The 18932-nt window shown below is 73.8% G+C and carries 23 protein-coding genes and 1 riboswitch; of the genes, 12 read left to right on the forward strand and 11 right to left on the reverse strand.

Going from position 1 to position 18932, the window contains the following annotated elements; translation table 11 throughout:
• Positions 1–56: 56 nt before the first annotated feature.
• Positions 57–1550, reverse strand: coding sequence for an MDR family MFS transporter (locus tag ACR807_RS34840; RefSeq protein WP_438925773.1), 1494 nt, complete (start codon positions 1548–1550; stop codon positions 57–59).
• Positions 1551–1670: 120 nt separating this feature from the next.
• The gene (locus tag ACR807_RS34845) at positions 1671–2282 is read right to left on the reverse strand and encodes a TetR/AcrR family transcriptional regulator (protein WP_438925753.1); all 612 of its coding nucleotides are present in this window, start codon (positions 2280–2282) and stop codon (positions 1671–1673) included.
• Between the two features lie 184 nt (positions 2283–2466).
• Between ACR807_RS34845 and ACR807_RS34850 the strand changes: the two genes are divergently transcribed.
• Positions 2467–2754, forward strand: coding sequence for an isoamylase early set domain-containing protein (locus ACR807_RS34850; protein WP_438925754.1), 288 nt, complete (start codon positions 2467–2469; stop codon positions 2752–2754).
• Positions 2755–2762: 8 nt separating this feature from the next.
• Here the strand turns inward: ACR807_RS34850 and ACR807_RS34855 are convergent, their stop codons facing one another.
• Positions 2763–3086, reverse strand: a complete 324-nt coding sequence (locus ACR807_RS34855; RefSeq protein ID WP_438925755.1) for a winged helix-turn-helix transcriptional regulator — start codon at positions 3084–3086, stop codon at positions 2763–2765.
• Between the two features lie 129 nt (positions 3087–3215).
• On the opposite strand from ACR807_RS34855, the gene ACR807_RS34860 reads away from it, so the two are divergent.
• The 4 genes from ACR807_RS34860 to ACR807_RS34875 all read left to right on the forward strand — a co-directional run bounded on the left by ACR807_RS34860 (position 3216) and on the right by ACR807_RS34875 (position 6560).
• Positions 3216–3833, forward strand: coding sequence for an NADPH-dependent F420 reductase (locus tag ACR807_RS34860; protein WP_438925756.1), 618 nt, complete (start codon positions 3216–3218; stop codon positions 3831–3833).
• Positions 3834–3879: 46 nt separating this feature from the next.
• Positions 3880–4797, forward strand: a complete 918-nt coding sequence (gene pip / locus ACR807_RS34865) for a prolyl aminopeptidase (protein ID WP_438925757.1) — start codon at positions 3880–3882, stop codon at positions 4795–4797.
• Positions 4798–4869: 72 nt separating this feature from the next.
• The gene (locus ACR807_RS34870; protein ID WP_438925774.1) at positions 4870–5760 is read left to right on the forward strand and encodes a toll/interleukin-1 receptor domain-containing protein; all 891 of its coding nucleotides are present in this window, start codon (positions 4870–4872) and stop codon (positions 5758–5760) included.
• Entirely contained in the window at positions 5760–6560 is an 801-nt protein-coding gene (locus ACR807_RS34875) for a Clp protease N-terminal domain-containing protein (RefSeq protein ID WP_438925758.1), read from the forward strand. The genes ACR807_RS34870 and ACR807_RS34875 overlap by 1 nt, the downstream gene beginning before the upstream one ends.
• Here ACR807_RS34875 and glyA read toward each other — a convergent pair.
• From glyA to ACR807_RS34900, 5 genes are all read right to left on the reverse strand, one after another.
• On the reverse strand, positions 6536–7789 hold the full coding sequence (gene glyA / locus ACR807_RS34880) for a serine hydroxymethyltransferase (RefSeq protein ID WP_438925759.1): 1254 nt from the start codon (positions 7787–7789) through the stop codon (positions 6536–6538). The two genes, ACR807_RS34875 and glyA, sit on opposite strands and share 25 nt — an antisense overlap.
• Positions 7790–7817: 28 nt before the next feature.
• A riboswitch (ZMP/ZTP riboswitch) is annotated at positions 7818–7904 on the reverse strand.
• Positions 7905–7944: 40 nt separating this feature from the next.
• On the reverse strand, positions 7945–8931 hold the full coding sequence (locus ACR807_RS34885; protein WP_438925760.1) for an NAD(P)-dependent alcohol dehydrogenase: 987 nt from the start codon (positions 8929–8931) through the stop codon (positions 7945–7947).
• On the reverse strand, positions 8928–9572 hold the full coding sequence (locus ACR807_RS34890) for a DUF2306 domain-containing protein (protein WP_438925761.1): 645 nt from the start codon (positions 9570–9572) through the stop codon (positions 8928–8930). Before ACR807_RS34890 ends, ACR807_RS34885 begins: the two co-directional genes overlap by 4 nt.
• A 108-nt stretch (positions 9573–9680) precedes the next feature.
• Positions 9681–10349 (reverse strand): response regulator, encoded by a 669-nt coding sequence (locus ACR807_RS34895; RefSeq protein WP_438925762.1) that lies wholly within the window; start codon positions 10347–10349, stop codon positions 9681–9683.
• On the reverse strand, positions 10346–11479 hold the full coding sequence (locus ACR807_RS34900; RefSeq protein WP_438925763.1) for a sensor histidine kinase: 1134 nt from the start codon (positions 11477–11479) through the stop codon (positions 10346–10348). The genes ACR807_RS34895 and ACR807_RS34900 overlap by 4 nt, the downstream gene beginning before the upstream one ends.
• Positions 11480–11771: 292 nt before the next feature.
• Here ACR807_RS34900 and ACR807_RS34905 point away from each other — a divergent pair, with 292 nt between their 5' ends.
• The 5 genes from ACR807_RS34905 to ACR807_RS34925 all read left to right on the forward strand — a co-directional run bounded on the left by ACR807_RS34905 (position 11772) and on the right by ACR807_RS34925 (position 15294).
• Entirely contained in the window at positions 11772–12635 is an 864-nt protein-coding gene (locus ACR807_RS34905; protein ID WP_438925764.1) for a hypothetical protein, read from the forward strand.
• Complete coding sequence (locus tag ACR807_RS34910; RefSeq protein ID WP_438925765.1) at positions 12632–13291, forward strand: extensin family protein; 660 nt, start codon at positions 12632–12634, stop codon at positions 13289–13291. The genes ACR807_RS34905 and ACR807_RS34910 overlap by 4 nt, the downstream gene beginning before the upstream one ends.
• 206 nt (positions 13292–13497) lie before the next feature.
• A complete protein-coding gene (locus tag ACR807_RS34915; RefSeq protein WP_438925766.1) occupies positions 13498–14025 on the forward strand; it encodes an RNA polymerase sigma factor in 528 nt (175 codons plus the stop codon).
• Positions 14003–14761 (forward strand): hypothetical protein, encoded by a 759-nt coding sequence (locus tag ACR807_RS34920; protein WP_438925767.1) that lies wholly within the window; start codon positions 14003–14005, stop codon positions 14759–14761. The genes ACR807_RS34915 and ACR807_RS34920 overlap by 23 nt, the downstream gene beginning before the upstream one ends.
• 104 nt (positions 14762–14865) lie before the next feature.
• Complete coding sequence (locus ACR807_RS34925; RefSeq protein ID WP_438925768.1) at positions 14866–15294, forward strand: hypothetical protein; 429 nt, start codon at positions 14866–14868, stop codon at positions 15292–15294.
• 445 nt (positions 15295–15739) lie between these two features.
• Here ACR807_RS34925 and ACR807_RS34930 read toward each other — a convergent pair whose 3' ends face one another.
• From ACR807_RS34930 to ACR807_RS34940, 3 genes are read right to left on the reverse strand one after another with little or no spacing between them, the layout of a single operon-like run.
• Positions 15740–16309, reverse strand: coding sequence for a bifunctional DNA primase/polymerase (locus ACR807_RS34930; protein WP_438925769.1), 570 nt, complete (start codon positions 16307–16309; stop codon positions 15740–15742).
• A gap of 31 nt (positions 16310–16340) precedes the next feature.
• Positions 16341–16649, reverse strand: coding sequence for a helix-turn-helix domain-containing protein (locus ACR807_RS34935; protein ID WP_438925770.1), 309 nt, complete (start codon positions 16647–16649; stop codon positions 16341–16343).
• A 22-nt stretch (positions 16650–16671) separates the two neighbouring features.
• The gene (locus ACR807_RS34940; protein ID WP_438925771.1) at positions 16672–17574 is read right to left on the reverse strand and encodes a helix-turn-helix domain-containing protein; all 903 of its coding nucleotides are present in this window, start codon (positions 17572–17574) and stop codon (positions 16672–16674) included.
• 340 nt (positions 17575–17914) lie between these two features.
• On the opposite strand from ACR807_RS34940, the gene ACR807_RS34945 reads away from it, so the two are divergent.
• Complete coding sequence (locus ACR807_RS34945) at positions 17915–18769, forward strand: helix-turn-helix domain-containing protein (protein WP_438925772.1); 855 nt, start codon at positions 17915–17917, stop codon at positions 18767–18769.
• Positions 18759–18932, forward strand: a 174-nt coding sequence (locus ACR807_RS34950) for a DUF397 domain-containing protein (RefSeq protein WP_438925775.1), incomplete at its 3' end; no start/stop codon positions are given. The genes ACR807_RS34945 and ACR807_RS34950, both read left to right, overlap by 11 nt.

Here is an 18932-nt window from a genome sequence, read left to right on the forward strand (position 1 = left end):
CTGCGTGCCGACATGATCACCGTCGGTGAAAAACCTTTTAGGGGTGGACCGCGCGCTCAGTGCCCGCCGCCCGCCATCTCGGCGGCCAGGCGCTCGTCGCCGCTCATGGTCTTGAGCGGCTTCTCCTTCACGAACAGCACCGCCACCAGGGCGAGCAGGGCGATCGGGGCGCCGATCAGGAACAGCTCGGCGGTCGCGGTCGCGTAGATGTCGCGCACGATCGCGCGCACCGGCTCGGGCAGCAGGGTCAGGTCGGGCACCTCGGAGCCGCCCGAACCGCCGGCCACCGGGCCGAGCTTCTCCGTGCTCAGCGTCTCCACCCGGGTGGCGAGGACCGCGCCGAGCGCGCTCACGCCGATCGAGCCGCCCAGCGAGCGGAAGAACGTCAGGGTCGACGTCGTCGCGCCCAGGTCCTTGGCGGGCACGTCGTTCTGCGCCGCCAGCACCAGGTTCTGCATCAGCAGGCCGACGCCGACGCCGAGCACGGCCATGTGCACGCTGACCGTGAACACGGTCGTGTTCGCGTCGATGGTGGCCAGCAGCAGCATCCCCGCCACCATGATCGCGCCGCCGGCGACCAGGAAGACCTTCCACCTGCCCCACTTGGTGATCAGGTTGCCCGCGACGGTGGAGGACACCAGCAGGCCGAAGATCATCGGCAGGCTCATCAGGCCCGCCTGCGTCGGCGTCTTGCCCATGCCGATCTGGAAGTACTGCGACAGGAACACAGTGCCGCCGAACATCGCCACGCCGACCAGGGCGCTGGCGAGCGTGGTGAGCGCGACCGTGCGGTTGGTGAAGATCGTCAGCGGCACGATCGGGTCGGGCACCCGCGACTCCACCCACACCGCGAGGACCAGCAGCCCCACGCCGACCGCGACGAGCAGGGCGGTCCAGCCGGAGGCCCACTCGAACTGGTGGCCGGCCAGCGTGGACCACACCAGCAGGGTGGACACGCCGCCCACGATCAGCGCCGCGCCGAGGTAGTCGACCTTGACCTCCTTGCGGACCACCGGCAGGCGCAGGGTGCGCTGGAGCAGGATGATCGAGGCCAGGGTGAACGGCACGCCGATGAAGAAGCACCAGCGCCAGCCCAGCCACGAGGTGTCGACCAGCACGCCGCCGATGAGCGGGCCGGCGACGGTGCCGACGCCGAACACGGCGCCGAAGATGCCCGCGTAGCGGCCCATCTCGCGCGGCGGGATCATCGCGGCCATCACGATGGTGGCCAGCGCGGTCATGCCGCCCGCGCCGAGGCCCTGCACGACGCGGCTCGCGATCAGCACCTCGACGTTCGGGGAGAACCCGGCGATCAGGGAGCCGACGACGAACAGGCCGAGCGAGAGCTGGATGAGCAGCTTGCGGCTGTAGAGGTCGGCGAGCTTGCCCCACAGCGGCACGGTGGCCGTCATGGCGAGCAGCTCGGTGGTGACGACCCACGTGTAGACGGACTGCGAGCCGTGCAGGTCGGCGATGATGCGCGGCAGGGCGTTCGACACGACGGTGGAGGCCAGGATCGACACGAACATGCCGAGCATCAGGCCGGACATGGCTTGCAGGACGTCCCGGCGCGAGTGCGCGCCGGTCCCCCCGCTGTCGGTGCCGGCCGCGTGGCCGGCGTCGGTTTCGGTGGACATGATCCCCCCGGGTTCTTCGGTCAGGTCTTCGGGTCAGCCCCGCGGCGGGTTCGCCAGGCCCGCGGCGAGCAGGTCCATCGCCTCGGTGAACACCTCGTGCAGCGGCGTCGGCTCGTCGAGGCACGACCAGCGGGCGACGGCCACCCGGAACGCGGCGCCGGTCGCCGCGCCGAGCAGCAGCGGGTAGGTGTCGTTCGCGGGCAGGCCGACGCGTTCGGCGACGGCCTCGACGACCTCGCGCTCGACCGCCTCCCCGCCGGCGAGCACCTTGGCCAGCAGCACGGGGTGCTGCTGCACGACGCGCATCCTCCGCAGCCAGAACTCGCGGTCGACGGCCAGTTCGGCGGCGATCTCGGCGAGCAGCGCCTCGCGCACCGCCCCGGCGGCGGACAGCTCCGCCGGCTGGGCGAGCACCCGCGCCCGGATGCGCGATCCCGCCTCCGGGTCGGGGCCGAGGACGGCTTCTTCCTTGGTGGCGAAGTAGTTGAAGAAGGTGCGCGGCGACACGTCCGCGGCGGCGCTGACGTCCTCGACCGTGACGTGGTCGAGGCCGTGCCGCGCGACGAGGTCGACGGCGGCGCGGCTGAGCGCGTCCCGGGTCTGCCGCTTCTTGCGGTCGCGGAGCCCTTCGGCGTGGACGGTCACTCGAACAGGCTAGAGAAAAAGATGCACTGACTGCAACTTTGCAGCGACTGCACCTTTGTGACGCGGCTCTCCCGCGCCGCCGCGCGTCACCCGTACGCGCGACAGTCCACTTCGGACATCCAGCGGCCGTCCGGGCATAGGGTCGGGCCGTCCAGGATCGTCCCGTGGTACCCGAGGGAGACCCATGCTCCGCAACGCGCGCCTCTTTGGCTTGAAGCGCCGCGTGACCTTCTCGCTGCCGCTCGACCAGCCCGACGGCCCGGTCAGCGTGGTGGGATCGTTCAACGATTGGACACCGGGCGTGCACGAGCTCCGGCCGCGCCGCGACGGGACACGCACGGTGAGCGTCATCCTGCCACCGGGCACGCACCGGTTCCGCTACCTGGGCACCGACGGCCACTGGTTCGACGACACCGACGCGCACCAGGTCGACCACGACGGCGGCGTGATCCGGATCGACGTCCTCGGCTGAGGCCCGGGTCAGCCGGGGTCGGGCAGGAGGATCTCGTCGCCGCGCTCGTGGACCCGGCGGCCCAGGGCGTCGATCGGCCCCAGCAGGCTGCGCCCCAGCCCGGCGAGGTCGTACTCGACCCGGCCGGGCACGGGGGTCCTGACGACCAGGCCCGCGCCCTCCAGGCGGCGCAGCGTCTCGGTCAGCACCTTGGGGCGGATGCCGCCGATGGCGCGGCGCAGGTCCGCCGGGCGGCGGGGGCCGTGGCGCAGGGCGAGCAGCAGCACCGGGTTCCAGGTGTTGCCCAGCAGGTCGAACGCCTGACGGGCCCGGCAGTCGGCCAGTAGGTCCACCGCTGTCCTCCGCGGGTCGGGACGGGTCGGGACGGGTCGATACCGACAGTAGGCGTCACCGCGGGCACCGTCCGGTGCCTGCCCGGTTGCCTGGCGTCGTCCGCACCAGACGGGTCTCGGGAGGTTCCGGTGCGGATCGGCGTGGTGGGGTCGGGCGGCATGGCGCGGGCGCTGGGCGGGCGGTGGGCCGCCGGCGGGCACGAGGTGGTGGTCGGCGCGCGGTCGGCCGAGCGGGCGGGGCGGGCGGCCGAGGAGATCGGCGGGACGGCCGGGACGGCCGCCGAGGCGGTCGCGTTCGGCGACGTCGTGCCAGCGGCGGTGCCGGCCGCGGCGGCGGTCGAGGCGCTCGGCCCGGTGGCCGGGAAGGTCGTCGTCGACTGCACGAACTCGCTCGTGCCCGGCCGGTTCACGCCCGGCGACGACGGGGCGGTGCGGTTGGCGGCGGCGACCGGGGCGCACGTGGTGAAGGCGTTCAACCTGTGCCACGTGGACGTGTGGCGGCTGCCGTCGCTCACCTTCGAGGGGCGCCCCCTGGGCGTGCCGCTGTGCGGCGACCCGGCCGGGGCGAAGGAGCTGGTGGCGGAGCCGGCGCGGTCGATCGGGTGCGAACCGGTGGACGCCGGGCCACTGGAACGGACGGCGCTGCTGGAGGCGGTGACGGCGTTCTCGATCGGCCTGTGGGTGGGCGGCGGCGTGGACGTGCGGGCGATATTCCCTCCGCTCCCGGACGCTTCCGGGCTAATGTAACAGCACTGTTGTATCACCGCTGTCACACCGCCTCGGGAGGGTTCCGGTGCTGTACCCGGAGATCGAACCGCACGACCACGGCATGCTCGACGTCGGCGACGGGCACCACGTCTACTGGGAGGTGTCCGGCAACCCGGAGGGCAAACCGGTGGTCTGCCTGCACGGCGGGCCGGGGTCGGGCTCCTGGCCCCGCGCCCGCCGCTACTTCGACCCGGACGCCTACCGGATCGTGCTGCTCGACCAGCGCGGCTGCGGGCGCAGCACCCCGCACGCCGGGCAGCCCGAGGTGGACCTGTCGACCAACACCACCGACCACCTGGTCGCCGACCTCGAACTGCTGCGCGAGCACCTGGGCATCGAGCGGTGGCAGCTGTTCGGCGCGTCCTGGGGGTCGGTGCTCAGCCTGGTGTACGCCGAGCGCCACCCGCACCGGGTGACCGAGCTGGTGCAGGCGGGCATCGCCACCGGGATGCGGGAGGAGACGGACCTGCTGACCAAGGGCCTCGCGCCGATGTTCCCCGAGGCGTGGGCGCGGTTCCGCGCGTTCGCCCCGGACGGCGACGACCTGCCGTCGGCCTACCTGGCCAAGCTGCTCGACCCGGACCCGGCCGTGCACCACCGGGCGGCCGAGGAGTGGTGCCGCTGGGAGGACACCCTCGCCTCGCAGGGCGACCGCTTCGACCCCCCGGAGTACCGGCTGGCCTTCGCGCGCCTCGTCACCCACTACTGGGCGCACGGCTCGTGGCTGCGCGAGGGCGTCGTCATCGAGGAGGCGGGGAAGCTCGCGGGCATCCCGGGCGTGATCGTTCAAGGGGTGCTCGACCTGGGCAACCTCATCGGCACCCCGTGGCGGCTGGCGCACGCCTGGCCGGACGCCGAGCTGATCATGATCCCCCACGCCGACCACAGCGGCAACGACGCCATGACGGCGGCGAGGGTCGCGGCGACCGACCGGTTCCGGTAACGCCCGGGCACCGCGTGCGATGGTGTGAACGCGACCAGTAGCGCGAGTGCTCCGGAGGCCGGGTTGGGGAAGGTGTTCACCTCGCGCGCCCAAGAGGCCGTGGTCGTCGCTCGGCACGCCGTGAGACGGCGCGGCGCGTCCGTGGTCAGGCCGGAGGACCTCCTGCTGGGTCTGGTCGAGGCCAAGGGCCCGGCCGGGCGGGTGCTGGACGGCCTCGGGGTCACGTCGGCCGGCGTGCGGCGGTACCTGGGGATCAAGAAGCTGGGGTCGGGGTCGTCCGGCGAGGTCCTCCTGTCGGACGAGGTGCGCGCGGTGCTGGCCGACGCGCCCGGCCGGGCGACGGGCTCCGGGGTGGACGAGGTCGACGACGGGCACCTGCTGCTGGCGCTGCTGGACCAGGACGACCCGCGCGTGCGGTACGTCCTGAGCGCCGGCGGCGCGTCCGTGCCCCTGGTGCGCGACCGGCTGCTCGCCGCGATGAACCTCCCGCCCGCGTCGCCGCGGCGGTCGACGAAGGTGTTCGTCAGCTACCGGCGGCAGGGCACCTCGCACGTCGCCGGGCGGATCGCGGACCGGCTGGTGGACCGGTTCGGCGAGCAGGGCGTGTTCATGGACGTCGACTCGATCGGCCTCGGCACCGACTTCACCCGGGTCATCACCGACGCCGTGGCCTCGTGCACGGTGCTGCTGGCGATCATCGGGCCGGACTGGGCGGCGGTCACCGACGCGCGCGGCAGGCGGCGGTTGGAGCTGGCGGACGACCTGGTGCGGGTGGAGGTCGAGGCCGCGCTGCGGCGGGACGTGCCGGTGATCCCGGTGCTGGTGGACGGCGCGGAGGTGCCCGCCGCCGACGAGCTGCCCGACGGCCTGCGCGCGGTGGCGTCCCGGCACGGGCTGCGGGTGCGGCACGAGAGCTTCCGGCAGGACGTGGCACGGCTGCTCGACGCGGTGGCGGTGGGCTGATGGGCTGGTACACCGAGGAGGCGCGGCGGGTGTCCGCGCTGGCGCTGGACGAGGCGCACGGGCTCGGGCACGCCTGCGTCGGCACCGGGCACCTGCTGCTGGGGCTGCTCGGCGAGGGCGGGGCGGCGGCGGCCGTGCTCGTGTCGTCCGGGGTGACGCCCGGGGACTGCCGGTCGCACGTGCGGGAGGTCGGGCGCGGCGGCGTCCCGTTCTCGGGGCACCTGCCGTTCACGCCGGGCGCGAAGCGGGCGCTGGCCTCGGCCGTGCGGGAGGCGATGGCCCTGGGGCACCGGCACGTCGGCACCGGGCACCTGCTGCTGGGCGTGCTGACCGAGGGCGACGGGGTGGCGGCGGACGTGCTGGTCCGGTGCGGCGCGGAACCGGACGACGTGCGGGACCGCGCGTTCGCGGCGCTGGCGGGCGTCCCGCTCCCGCCAGCGCCGCCGCGCGCCGCCCGGCTGTACCTGAGCCACCGGCGGCACGACCTGCACCTGGCGGGGCGGATCGCGGACCGGCTCGACGACCTGGGGCGCGCCGTCGTGCCGGACGTGGCGTCGTGCGACGTGCTGCTGGCCGTCGTCGGGCCGGGGTGGACCGCGCCGGACGAGTCGATGCGCGGCGAGGTGGAGACGGCGCTCACGCGGTCGGTGCCGGTGGTCGCGGTGCTGGTCGACGGGGTGGAGCTGCCCGCCGACCAGCTGCCGGGGACGGGGTGCGTCGCGGTGCGGCACGAGACCTTCCGGGCCGACGTGGCCCGGCTGGCCGAGGCCGTCCGCTACGCCCAGCCGGGCATCGGGTAGCCGGTCATCAGGTCTGCGACCTCGGCGGCGATCCGGTCCAGCTCGTGCTCGTCGGTCGCCCTGATCGCGCGGTCGATCCACTCCGCGACCTGCGGCATGTGGTCGGCGGTCAGGCCGCGAGTGGTGACGGCGGCCGTGCCGAGGCGCACGCCGGACGGGTCGAACGGCTTGCGCGGGTCGAACGGGACGGTGTTGTAGTTCGCCTCGATGCCCGCCCGGTCGAGCGCCTTGGCGGCGGGCTTGCCACCCACGGCCCGGTTGGTCAGGTCGAGCAGCACGAGGTGGTTGTCCGTGCCGCCGGAGACCAGGTCGAAGCCGCGGTCGAGCAGGGCGGCGGCCAGCGCGCGGGCGTTCTGCACGACGGCGTGGGCGTAGAGGCCGAACGACGGGTCGAGGGCCTCGCCGAGCGCGACCGCGATGGCGGCCGTGGTGTGGTTGTGCGGGCCGCCCTGGAGGCCCGGGAAGACGGCCTTGTCGACCGGCTTGGCGTGCTCGGCGTCGGTGAGGATCATCGCGCCGCGCGGGCCGCGCAGGGTCTTGTGGGTGGTCGTGGTGATCACCTGGGCGTGCCCGACCGGCGACGGGTGCGCGCCGCCCGCGACCAGGCCCGCGATGTGCGCGATGTCGGCCACCAGGACCGCGCCGACCTCGCGGGCGATCTCGGCGAACCCGGCGAAGTCGATGGTGCGCGGGATCGCCGTGCCGCCGCAGAAGATGACCTTCGGGCGTTCGGCGAGGGCCAGGTCGCGGACGTCGTCCAGGTCGACCGTGCCGGTCTCCTTGCGGACGCCGTACTGGACGCCGCGGAACCACTTGCCGGTGGCCGAGACGCCCCACCCGTGGGTGAGGTGGCCGCCGGCGGGCAGGGCCATGCCCATGACCGCGTCGCCGGGGTCGAGGAACGCCAGGTAGACGGCCAGGTTGGCGGGCGAGCCGGAGTAGGGCTGCACGTTGGCGTGGTCCGCGCCGAACAGCGCCTTGGCCCGGCTCACGGCCAGTTGCTCGACGGGGTCGACGACCTGCTGGCCCTCGTAGTAGCGGCGGCCGGCGTAGCCCTCGGAGTACTTGTTGGTGAGGACCGAGCCGGTCGCCTCCAGGACCGCGGTGGAGACGTAGTTCTCCGAGGCGATCAGGCGGACCTTCTCGAACTGGCGCCGGGCCTCGGCCTGCACCAGGCGGGCGACCTCGGGGTCGGCCCCGGTCAACGACGGGATGGCGGGTTCGTGCACGACGGCCTCCACGCGCGCGTGAGCGCTGCCGGAGCACCCAGGCGCGCGGTGCCCGTCGGCTCAACGCTCCCCGGTGGTCCGTCCCACCCTCGGCACGCCAGTCGCGAACACCGCCGAGCCTACCCCGCCACCCCGACGCCGGGCCCCCGACCGCGTCACACGGTGATGACGACCTTGGCGCGGGCGTGCTCGTCCTCGACGTACCGGATCGCGTCGGGCACCCGGTCGAGCCCGTAGGTCCGGTCGACGACCGGCACGAGCGCCCCGGACTCGGCGAGCTCCCGCAGCGCCGCCAGGTTCGCCCGGCTCGGTCGCGCCTCCAGGACGAGCACCCGGTGCCGGCGGACGAGCGGAGCCACCAGCGCCGCCCGCAGGACGAGCCCCATGGGCCCGAGGGGCCTGCCCCCGGTGGACACCCCTCCGCCGGAGAGCAGGAGCGTCCCGCCGGGCTTGAGCGCGCGCCGGAGGGCGGTCAACGGGCGGTTGCCCACCAGGTCGAGCACGACGTCGTGGCGCCCCTCGTCGCGGGTGAAGTCGTCCTGGGCGTAGTCGATGACGTGGTTCGCGCCGAGCGAGGCGACCAGCTCCGCGTTCCGGGCGCTGCACACGGCGGTCACCTCGGCGCCGAGGTGCCTGCCGAGCTGCACGGCGAACGTGCCGACGCCGCCGGACGCGCCGTTGACCAGGACCCGCTGCCCCGGCCGCACCCGGCCGAGGTCGCGCAGGCCGACGAGCGCGGTGTTGGCGGCCAGGGGCAGCGCGGCGGCCTGCTCGAAGGTCAGGCCGGCGGGCTTGGCGTCCACCACGTCGTCGGGCGCGCACACGTACTCGGCGAACGCACCGTCGACCTCGCCGTACACCTCGTCGCCCGGCCGGAACCGGGTCACCCCGGCGCCCACCGCCGCCACCTCGCCCGCGAAGTCGGTGCCCCTGATCGCCACCTTCGGCCGGGTGAGCCCCATCGGGCCGGGCATGAGGCGCGCCAGGTACGGGTCGCCGCGCATGACGTGCCAGTCGCGGGCGTTCACCGCCGCCGCGCGCACCCGGACGAGCACCTCCCCGGCCGCGGGCGCCGGCCGGTCGACCTCGTCGAGCCGCAGCACGTCGGGCGCGCCGTACCGGTCCTGGGTGATGGCCTTCATCGTTCCTCCGCCTGTTTCGGGGTGGTGCGGGAGCGGTGCACGGCCCGTTCGGCCACGGCCGCGTTGATCAGCCAGCCGGCGAGCATCAGCAGGGCCTCGGACGTCCGGTCGAGGTCGCCGAGGACCGCCGCCCCGAGCCCGAGGGTGAACGCCTGGGTGCCGGCGGCCAGGCCGACCGCGTACGCGCGGACCATCCAGGCGCGGTGCCGGGTGAGGTCGCGGCGCCGGGCCGCGGTGACGCCGAGGACCAGGAACACCGCCCAGAGCGCGCCGAACACGACCCGGACGCCGGTGAGGAGCACGCCCCCGTCGTCCGGCCCGAGGTGGAACAGGGTCAGCCACAGCCCCGACAGCGCCGCGGCGAGACCGCAGAGGACCACCAGCCGCCCGGCCACGCGGTGCCACCGCCGCCGCCGGGCGCGGAACCGGGGCGCGAACTGGAAGGCGCCCAGGACGGCGTAGCCACTGGCCCCGATGATGTGCACCACCAGGGGCGTGCCGCCGCCACCGGGATCGCCCAGGCGGAAGGCGCCGCCGAGCACCGGGATCGCGCTGAGCGCGAGCAGCCCGGCCGGCACCAGCGACTCCCGCCCGGGCCGGGTCGCGCGCCGGGGCGCGCGCCGGGTCGCTGTTGTCGTCATGCCGCAGATCGTGGCCGCCGGGACGGGTCCGGCCCATCGGCAATCAGGCCGCCGTTCGGCCGGACCAAAGGCCGGTCCCGGGTAGTACTTCCGGCTGAGGGGCGTCCCTCAGCGGCGGGCGCCGCGCCGGACGCGGTCGGTCTCGTGGGCCCAGATGGCGATCTCGACGCGGTTGCGCGCGCCGAGCTTGTTCATCAGGCTCGTGACGTGGGTCTTGACCGTGCTCAGCGTGATGTGGAGCTGCTGGGCCACCTCGCCGTTCGTGCACCCGGCGGCCACGGCGGCGAGGACCTGCTCCTCCCGTTCGGTGAGCGCCTCGACGGGCTGCACCGGGGTCGCCGCCGGTCCGGCGCCCGCGAACGCCGCGAGCAGCCGGGCGGTGACGCTCGGGGCGATCAGCGCGTCGCCGCTCGCGGCGGCGTGCACGGCCTGGGCGAGCAGCACGGGCCCGGCGTCCTTGAGCAGGAAGCCGCGCGCGCCGGCGTGCAGCGCCGCGTAGACGTACTCGTCGAGGTCGAAGGTGGTGATCACGACGACGGCGAGCGGGTCGGCCACGTCCGGCCCGGCGAGCGCGCGGGTGGCCTCGATCCCGTCGAGCAGCGGCATCCTGATGTCGAACAGGCACACGTCGGGGCGCAGCCGGCGGGCCAGCTCGACCGCGTGCCGGCCGTCCGCCGCCTGGCCCACCACCTCGATGCCCGGTTGGGCGTCGAGGATCATCGTGAGGCCGGTGCGGACGATCTCCTGGTCGTCGGCGACGACGACGCGGACGCTCACGCGGGCACCCCGGTGCGCGGCAGCACGGCGGTGACCGTCCAGCCGCGGTCCGGGTCCGGGCCCGCCTCGCAGGTGCCGCCGAGCAGGCCGGCGCGCTCGGCCATGCCGATCAGCCCGTGCCCGCGCACGGTGGCCGGGCGGGCGGGGCTCTCGCCGTCGTCGCTGACCCGCAGGTGCACCGAGCGGTCGTCGGCGACCACGCGGACCGCGATCCGGGTGGCGTGCCGGGCGTGCCGCAGGGCGTTGGTGACGGACTCCTGGGCGAGCCGGTAGACCGCGGTGCCGACCGACGGCGGCAGGTCCTCCACGTCGCCCACGACCTGCACGTCGACCTCCGGGCCGGGGTGCGGGCGCGCGGCGAGCCGCCGGAGGTCGGCGACGTGCGGGGTCGGGGCGAGGTCGACCGGCTCGTCCGCCCGCAGCACGCGGACCATGGCGCGCATCTCGGCGAGCGCCCGGGACGCCTCGGACTCGATCACGCGGAGCGCGTCGACCGCGGCGTCCGGGTGCGCGGCGGCGGTGGCGAGCCCGGCCTGGGCGCGGATGGCCATCGCCGAGACGTGGTGGGCGACGGTGTCGTGCAGGTCGCGGGCGAGCCGCTCCCGTTCCAGCAGCGCGACCTGCTCCAGCTCGCGCGTGCGCGCCCTGACCCGGTACCGCAGCGCCGCGCCGAAGGCGCAGGCGGTGCACAGGACGACCGCGCCGCCGAGCGAGTCGCCGAGGCCGACGGCGCCGAACGCCCACGAGGACCCGAGGTTGGCCAGCAGGACCAGCGACCCGAGCGCGGCCTCCCGGCCCGATCCCCAGCGGTACAGCGCGAACGGCAGGAGGAGCAGGTAGGCCATGCTGTTCAGCTCGGGTTGGAGGTCGGTCACCGGCGGGACGACCGCGCAGACGCCGAAGGCGACCACGACCGCGTGCAACGGCCTGGTCCGCCGCCAGAGGAGCGTGGGCAGCAGCCCGGCGGTGATCACCGCGGAGAAGACGGGCGACGCCAGGTCCGTCCGCAGCGCGCTCTCCAGGACGACGGCCGCGACGAGCACGGCGATCAGGGCCCGGTCCCACCGGGTCGGCGACGGCGGGTGCGGCGGGCGCGGCTCGTCCCACAGGGACCGCAGGAGGTCGTGCACCGGCTCAGGGTACGGGCAGCGCGTCCGCCCCGGGACCGGTCGGGGGCACGATCGGGAGGCGCAGTCAGGGAGGCACGGCCGGGGGCGCGATCGGGGAACACGGTCGGTGAACACGGTCGGGGAGCACGGTCGCCGCGGCCGGCGCGGCCCGGCGGGGATCGTCCCGCGGGGTGGCGCGTTTGGGCGGAACGGTCCATTGCCCGACTGCCCCGGTGGATCAATACTCGGGTTGGAAATCTTCCAACCGGCTTAGCGCCACGTCAGCGTTTCCCCCTGCCCCGAAAGGACTGACGTGCTCGATCGGCGAAAGTTCGTGCTGGGCGCCGCCGTCACGGCGACGCTCGGCACCACGGTCACGACAACACTCGCGGGCCGGGCGGCGGCTGCTCCGGCACCCGCCGTCCCGGCCGTCGGCGCCGGCTCCCCCACCAGGTCGGCCGGGGTCTTCACGGACCCCGCCGGCACCGCGTTCGCCCTGGTCCACCTCGACGGCGCCTGGGTGCTGGTCGACGTCGACGGGTCGGTGCGGATCACCACCGGGCTCGCCGGCGCGGACCTCGTGGACGTCGCCACCGACGGCGACCGGGTCGTGGCGGTGGGCGCGCTCAGCGGCGACCCGACCGCGGCGATCTGGGAGTCCACCGACGGCACGACCTGGCGCGAGGCGCGCCGGCTGCACGGCGTGCGCTCCGAGTTCACCGCCGTCGGCGGCGGGCTGGCGCTGGGGTCCGTGGTGAAGCAGGAGCGCGCGTCGCTGGTGCGCATCGCGGCCCGCCGCACCGCCGGCGGCTGGTCGACCGTGCCCGTCCGCGGCCTGGAGTGGACGGACGGGATCAAGGCCACCGCGGTCGCGCGGACCTCCGCCGGCTGGGTCGCGGCGGCGGTCGGCACCGCCGGGACCGTGCTGCACACCTCGCGCGACGGGGTCACCTGGAGCGCCCGGTCCGGCCTGGACGAGGTCGCGGTGCGCGGCCTCACCCCCGAAGGCCACTGGGTCGGCAACGACGTGGTGGACGCGACGCCGCTCGCGGGGACCCTGGACGCCGGTCGGCGGCGACCGGACGTGCCCGCCGACGCGAAGGCCCTGGGCGTCGTCGGCGCCCGCACCGGCTGGCTGGCCGGTGGCCGCCTGATCACCGCGGAGGCGGCCCGATGATCACGTTCCAGAACATCGACGGCACGCCGGTCTACTACTGGCGGTCCAGCCGCGGCAACACCACCGCGCGCAACTGGCAGGTGACCCAGGGGTTCTACGACAGCCTGGTGCTGTGGATCAGGGACCTGCGGTCGCTGTCGTCGGCCTACGGGAGCATCACCTACCTGGTGTCGGCGGGGTTCTACGTGAACAAGCCGGGCGAGCACGGTACCGGAACCGCGATGGACCTCGACCACGTGCGCTGGAGCGGCGGGCAGACGATCTCGCCGCTGGACCGGCACCACGCGTCGAGCACGGTCGCGACGCGGCGCCGGTACCTGGCCGTGGACGCGGTGTGCCGGCGGCGGTTCCGGTTCGTGCTGGACGGGTGGTACAACGCGGCGCACGAGGACCACATCCACTCGGACTTCGGCGGGCTGCCCGTGCGGTGCGTGACGGGGTCGGAGAGCGACACGAAGTTCGTGCAGGCGCTGTGCAACAACTTCATGTCGTCCGGCCTGTCGGTGGACGGCATCTGGGGTCCGCTGACGACGAGCGCGTTCGCCACCGCGAAGTCGCGGCTGGGCGTGACGGGCGACCCGCACACCAGCAGCGCGGCGTGGCAGACCTTCCTGTCCGCGGCGGCGCGCAAGGGGTTCGCGAACCAGGCTTTCTAGGCCGCGGGTGAGGCGCCGCCGAACCGCCGGGCGCGCCGAACCGGGGCGGATGCCGTGCTCCCCCGCACGGCATCCGCCCACCCCCCGTCCGGCGTGGTGCACTTCTCACACGCTTCGGGGGGCGCTCCCGTATGACCGCGCCGGGAAGATTCTTTCCACCTGTTCGGCCGCTGGCCGGGCAGCCCCCGCCCAGTAGCGTCGGCCGGGTGGACGACGTCGCCGAGTTCGACGCGGTCTTCACCGGGGTCCTGTCCCGGCTCTACTCGCGGGTCGCCGCGCTGGTGGGCAACGCGGTCCTGGCCGACGACCTGGTGCAGGAGGTCTACGTGCGGCTGCGCGCCACCGAGCGCCGGGAGCGCCGCTTCGTGGAGCACCCCAACCCGTACGGCTACGCCCTCACCGCGGCGATCAACCTGGCGCGCTCGCACTGGCGGTCGCAGCGGCGGCTGGTGCCGCTGGAGGACGGGTGGTCGCCCGCCGTGGACGGCGGGATGTCCGACGCGGAGGGCAGGCACGACGCGGCCCGGCTGCTGGGTTCGCTGTCCGCGAAGGAGGCGGCCGTGGTCGTGCTGGTCGACCTCGACGGCCACACCCTCGACGAGGCGGCGGAACTGCTGGGCGTCCACCGGGGCACGGCGCAGCGCAACCGGCTGCGCGCCCTGACCAAGCTGCGGGAGCGCCTGGCCCGGCAGGGTGACGCGGTGCGGGGTGATGACGGTGCCCGTGCCCGGTGACGACCTCGACGACGTGGCCGTCCGCCTGCGCGAACGGCTCCCCACCTCGTCCGGTCCCCCGCCGCCGGGCCTGCTGTGGAAGGCCCGGCAGCGCTACGACCGCTGCCGCCGGCGACGCCACCGCACCCGGCTCCTGGTCGCGGTGGGCGTCACCGCCGTGCTGGCCGCTGCGGGCGTGTCGCTGCCGCGCCTGGTGGGCGGGCACGGCGCGGAACCCGGCGCACCGCCGTTCGCGGTGGACGGGCCGTGGCGACCGTGGGACGGCCCGACCGGCGACGGCGGCGCGTTCACCCTCGGCCGCTGCGCACCGCCGCGCGGCTCGGCGGACTGGGCGAGGCAGGCGCCGTCCGGCGGCTGGGCGCAGAACGGGTGCGACGGCCTCTACACCGTCGTGGTGCACACCGGCGGCGGGACCCGCGCCGGCGCGGACTGGACGTTCGCGGTGCCCACCGTCCGGGCCGCCGCGCTGTGCGCGGTGCGGATCTACATCCCCGACTCGGGCGACGCGAGGTCGACCGTCCGCTACGACCTGTACCCGTACACGGCCAGTTGGGGCGCGCGGCCGAGCACGTGGTCGTTCGAGCTCCGGCAGGGCCTGTTCCGGGGGCGGTGGGTGGAGTACGACGCCGCCCTGCCCCTCGCCGACGGGACGGGCCAGGTCGTGCTGCGCGCCGGGCCGAGCGGCACGTCCTCGTCCAGGGTGGTGGCGGACGCGGCGCAGCTCAGGTGCCGGTGACCAGGTGCCCGCGGGGCGGGTGAACCGCCGGCCCCGCCGACGACGAACACCCGTCGAACGCGCTCGGTCCGCTCGGTCCGCTCGGTCCGAGGAACGGGGGAACCGTGGACGACACCGCCGCCTGCACCGCCACCCGCTACGCCAACCAGCTGCACGCCACCGTGGAGCGCCTCGCCCTGCGCAGGGGCTGGCCGCTCGTGCTGTCCGGCGGCAACGTCCACCTGCCCACCGGGCACGGCGTGGCGGGCCTGCTGGTGGACGTCCGCCTGGCCTCTCCGGTGCGCGCCGACGTGCCGGTGCTCGCGCTGTCGCCCACCCTGTGGGCGTTCCTGGTCGACCCGGCCCGCGCCCTCCGCCCCGTCCTGCCGGCGGGTGTGCTGCTGCTCGACGGCGGCCGGTACCTGCCGCTGCCGCCCAGCGTCACCGCCGACGGCCCGGTCCGCTGGGTCCGCGAGCCGCGCGACGCCCTGCCCCGCCTGGCCGAGGTGCTGGACCTGCTGACCCCGACGGTGACCCTCCGCCGGTCCCGCTGACACCTTTCTTCCCGACGCCGGGCGGGGTCGACGACTGCTGACCGGCTTCCCGACGCCGCAGCGCACCACCCTGCGGCTCAGGGCTCAGCCACGACGGCCCGGCCGACGTGACGGGTACCGACTCGTGGCGCGATCACCTACCTGCCATGCCGTCGCCGGGAGGTCGCAGGTCTGGGAGGGCGTCGTAGTAGGTCGAGACGAGCGCCTACGCGGACACGGGGTCCACGGACAGTTGCGTCCTGGCTTCGGCGAGGTGGCTCACCGCGTTGGTGTCGTCGGTAGCGGTGCGAAGCCGGTCGATCATCGTTCCGGAGCACTCACAGAACGACCGGACCAATGTCAAACTTTTGACTGGCTATAGCCCCGTCTCCCGTTTTGCCAGGTAGGAAGCTCACAACATCCCGTTGGACCGCACCCGGCATGGGTGAAGCCCCGGTGTCCGGCCTCATGCAGCCGTCTTGAGGGTGCGGATGAGGTCACCCAGCTCATCGCCCAGGAGCAGGACGTTGCCCGCCTCTTCGGGGGAGACGAGCCAGGTGACAGCGGTTTCGCTCATGGCGCTCGGCGGCAGCGGAAGCGTCACGCCGTCGTTGACCACCCTCGCTTCATCGCTGAACGGCACCTGGGAGAGCGGCGGTCGAACGAGGAAGAAGGCGAAGGGCATGGCAGGGATGAGCAGCACGGGCGTCGGCCTGGCGGTGAACCACGGGTGCTCCACCACGGCCTCGACCAGCGACTCGTAGACCGAGACGGCACCCACGGCACCGCCGATGACGGTGAGGACGAGCGGCGCGTCAGGCCCCGGAACGGACCACCACTCGCGGATGAGCGCGGTGTCGGTGGTCGCCTCCGCGACCGGGCGCAAGTACGGGCTGGTGACCGGCCCGCCGGTCACCGGGTCGACGAAGCGCCCTTCGCGCCAGATCGCTCCCGGTAGAACGGGCCAGCCCAGAGCGGCGTAGTCCAGGGCCGCCCGGTAGGCGGCCGATTCGGTGCCTCGCGCTGCGTCGGTCATTTCCCGACCTTCCTCTTCGGTCCTGTCGAACTCACCACTGCCGGGCGGCGCTTTCCTTGTGCCCGTTGATCAGCGCTCGACCTGCGTCGACGCCCGGCATCAGCACCAGGTTCGGCCCTCTGGTCACCTCGAAGTAGCGGTCGAACCTGGCGAACACCGCGACCGCTCCGGCGATGAACCCCGCTCCCGGGTCCAAGTCGCCCGCCAGGACTCGGCACACCGTGGAGCGGTGCACGCCCAGCGCCCGGGCCAATGCGTAGTCGGATGCCAACCCGGCAGCCTTGCGCGCTTCGCCGAAGTCGTCGCGCCGAAGCCGGACGCGGTAGACGGAGGGTTCCACCTGTGCCTCCTCGGCCGGCCGGTCAGCGGCTCAGAGTGGTGCTTGGCCACTCGGCCGTGTGACCGTTCTCGTACCACCCGGACGCCCGCTCGATGAACCGCCGCGAGTCGTCCACCGACAACGCCGCCTCCCTGAGGACTTCGCACTGCCACCGGTACGCCTCCAGCACCGAGTCCTCCTCCAGGAAGGCCGTCGCCCCGTTCATCTCGACGCAGACCAGGGGCTTCATGTGCCCCGGCAGGGTGAGGACCGAGAACGTGCCGCTCTCCAACACCAATGCCGCCGCGACCTCGTCCGGGATCACGCGCACGCGCACGCCGCCTGAGTTGACCACCAGGCGCAGGTAGACCAACTGGTGCGCCAGGATCTCGGCGTTGTCGACGCGGGGTTTGAGCGCGGACTCGTTGACGAAGAACTCCACCTCCTTGCCCTCGACGCGGATGCGGCGGTCGATGCGGGCCTGGATCGCGGCGCCGAGGTCCCGTTCGGCCGGTCGGCGAACGCTCAAGACCGCCCGCGCGTAGTCGTTCGCCTGGAGGACGGCGGGGACGACGAGCGGGTTGTAGTGCACGATCTCCACGGCGAGCCGTTCGTGCAGGGCCAGTGGTAGGAGGTTGTCGGCCGGACGACCGGCGTGCACGCAGACGAACCCGTTCGTCCTGTGGTTGCGGCCCATCTGGACCAACTGCTCGCGAGTGGCGGCGTCTACTCCGCAGAAACCCAGCAACGCGCCCAATTCGGCGTCCGACGTGCAGCGGTTGCCCGTCTCCAACTTCGACAGCTTGGCAAGGCTCCACCCCAGCCCTGCGGCCACCACGGAGGACCTGCGGTCGCCGCGCAGGAGGCGAAGCTCTTCACCGAGCCACCGGGTGTACGCGGTGCTCGACCGCCGTGGCTGCTGCACTTCGTCTTCAGGGGTTTCCATAGGTGTTCTGACCTCGTAATTCTCGATGGTGTAGGTGAAGGTGCATCCCTTCACCTCCAGAGGCAGGGGCGAGGTGGGGGCCTCCAGCAGCGAACTGCCTTCGCAGGACCGCCGCCAGGGTCGGGGTAGCCCCCACCTCGCGATTTGTGCGGACGGGTAGGGGCGCCCTTGGGACGAGCGCGCCGGGTGCGAGGGACACCGGTCGGTGCTTCACCTCGACGCGCTACGGTTGCCCCTACCCGCAGATGCAGACGCTACCATTTGCGGAACCGCAAATCAGCATCTGCGTTCGGGTGATGTCGATGCAAAAAGCGCTACGCAGAGTGGTTAAGGTGCAGATATGGCAGTAGGGACCACGCGGGCGAAGCGACGACTCGGACGGCACGTCCGCCCGATCATGGATCGGGCCGGGCTGAAGCCCGCCGAGTTGGCGAAGCTCGTCCGGACGTCTCGCGACACGGTGGACCGGATGCTGACCGGTGCGAACCTGCCGCGCTACCCGACGCTCGTCGCGATGTTGACCTTGATGAAGGCGACCGAGGCGGAGATCGCCGAGGGCACGGCGCTCTGGGAACGCGCGAGCAAGGACGCCGTCGTGGTCGCGCACGCTGCGACTCTGCCGCCGAGCTACCTGCGATTCCGCATGGACGAGGGCGAGGCGATCCACGAGCGGACGCTCGACCAGCAGATCGTGCCCGGCCTCCTGCAACTCGGCGGCTACGCCGAGGCACTCGGCGAGCGTGCGCGTGCGCTCACCGCCGGAGAGGGCTGGACGGCGCAAGCGGCGGCCGAGCGGCGTGACCGACAGACCCTCCTCGACCGCGCGGACTTCCGGCTGCACGCCCTGGTCGACGAGGCCGCTCTCCACAGGGTCGTCGGCGGGCGCGAACTCATGGCGGCGCAGCTCGACCACCTGCGCGTGGTGGCTGCCCAGGACAACGTCACGATCCAGGTGATCCCGTTCGGGGCGAGAGCTTACGGACTGCACTTCGCCGCGCTGACGCTGCTCAGCTACCCGGAGCCGGACGAGCCGCTGTCGGCCTACGTCGAGGAGCACTCGGGCATCAGGCCGGTGGACGATGTGGACGTGGACGGGCTGGCCGCGGCGTGGGACGACGCGGCGAAGCTCGCGCTCAACCCCGAGCAGTCCGCGAAGCTCATCGAAGAAGTGAGGGACACCAGGTATGCAGCCTGACGAGCAGTTGAGCTGGCGGAAGTCGAGCCGCAGCTCCAGCAACCCCAACTGCGTCGAGCTGGCGATCACGCCCGACGAGACGCGCGTCCGGGACACCAAGCTGCCCACGGGCGGGACACTGCGGTTCCGGCCAGGCGCGTTCGCCACCTTCCTGAAGGGCCTG

It is taken from the genome of Saccharothrix sabaoui, from assembly GCF_051756985.1.
Lineage (GTDB): Bacteria > Actinomycetota > Actinomycetes > Mycobacteriales > Pseudonocardiaceae > Actinosynnema.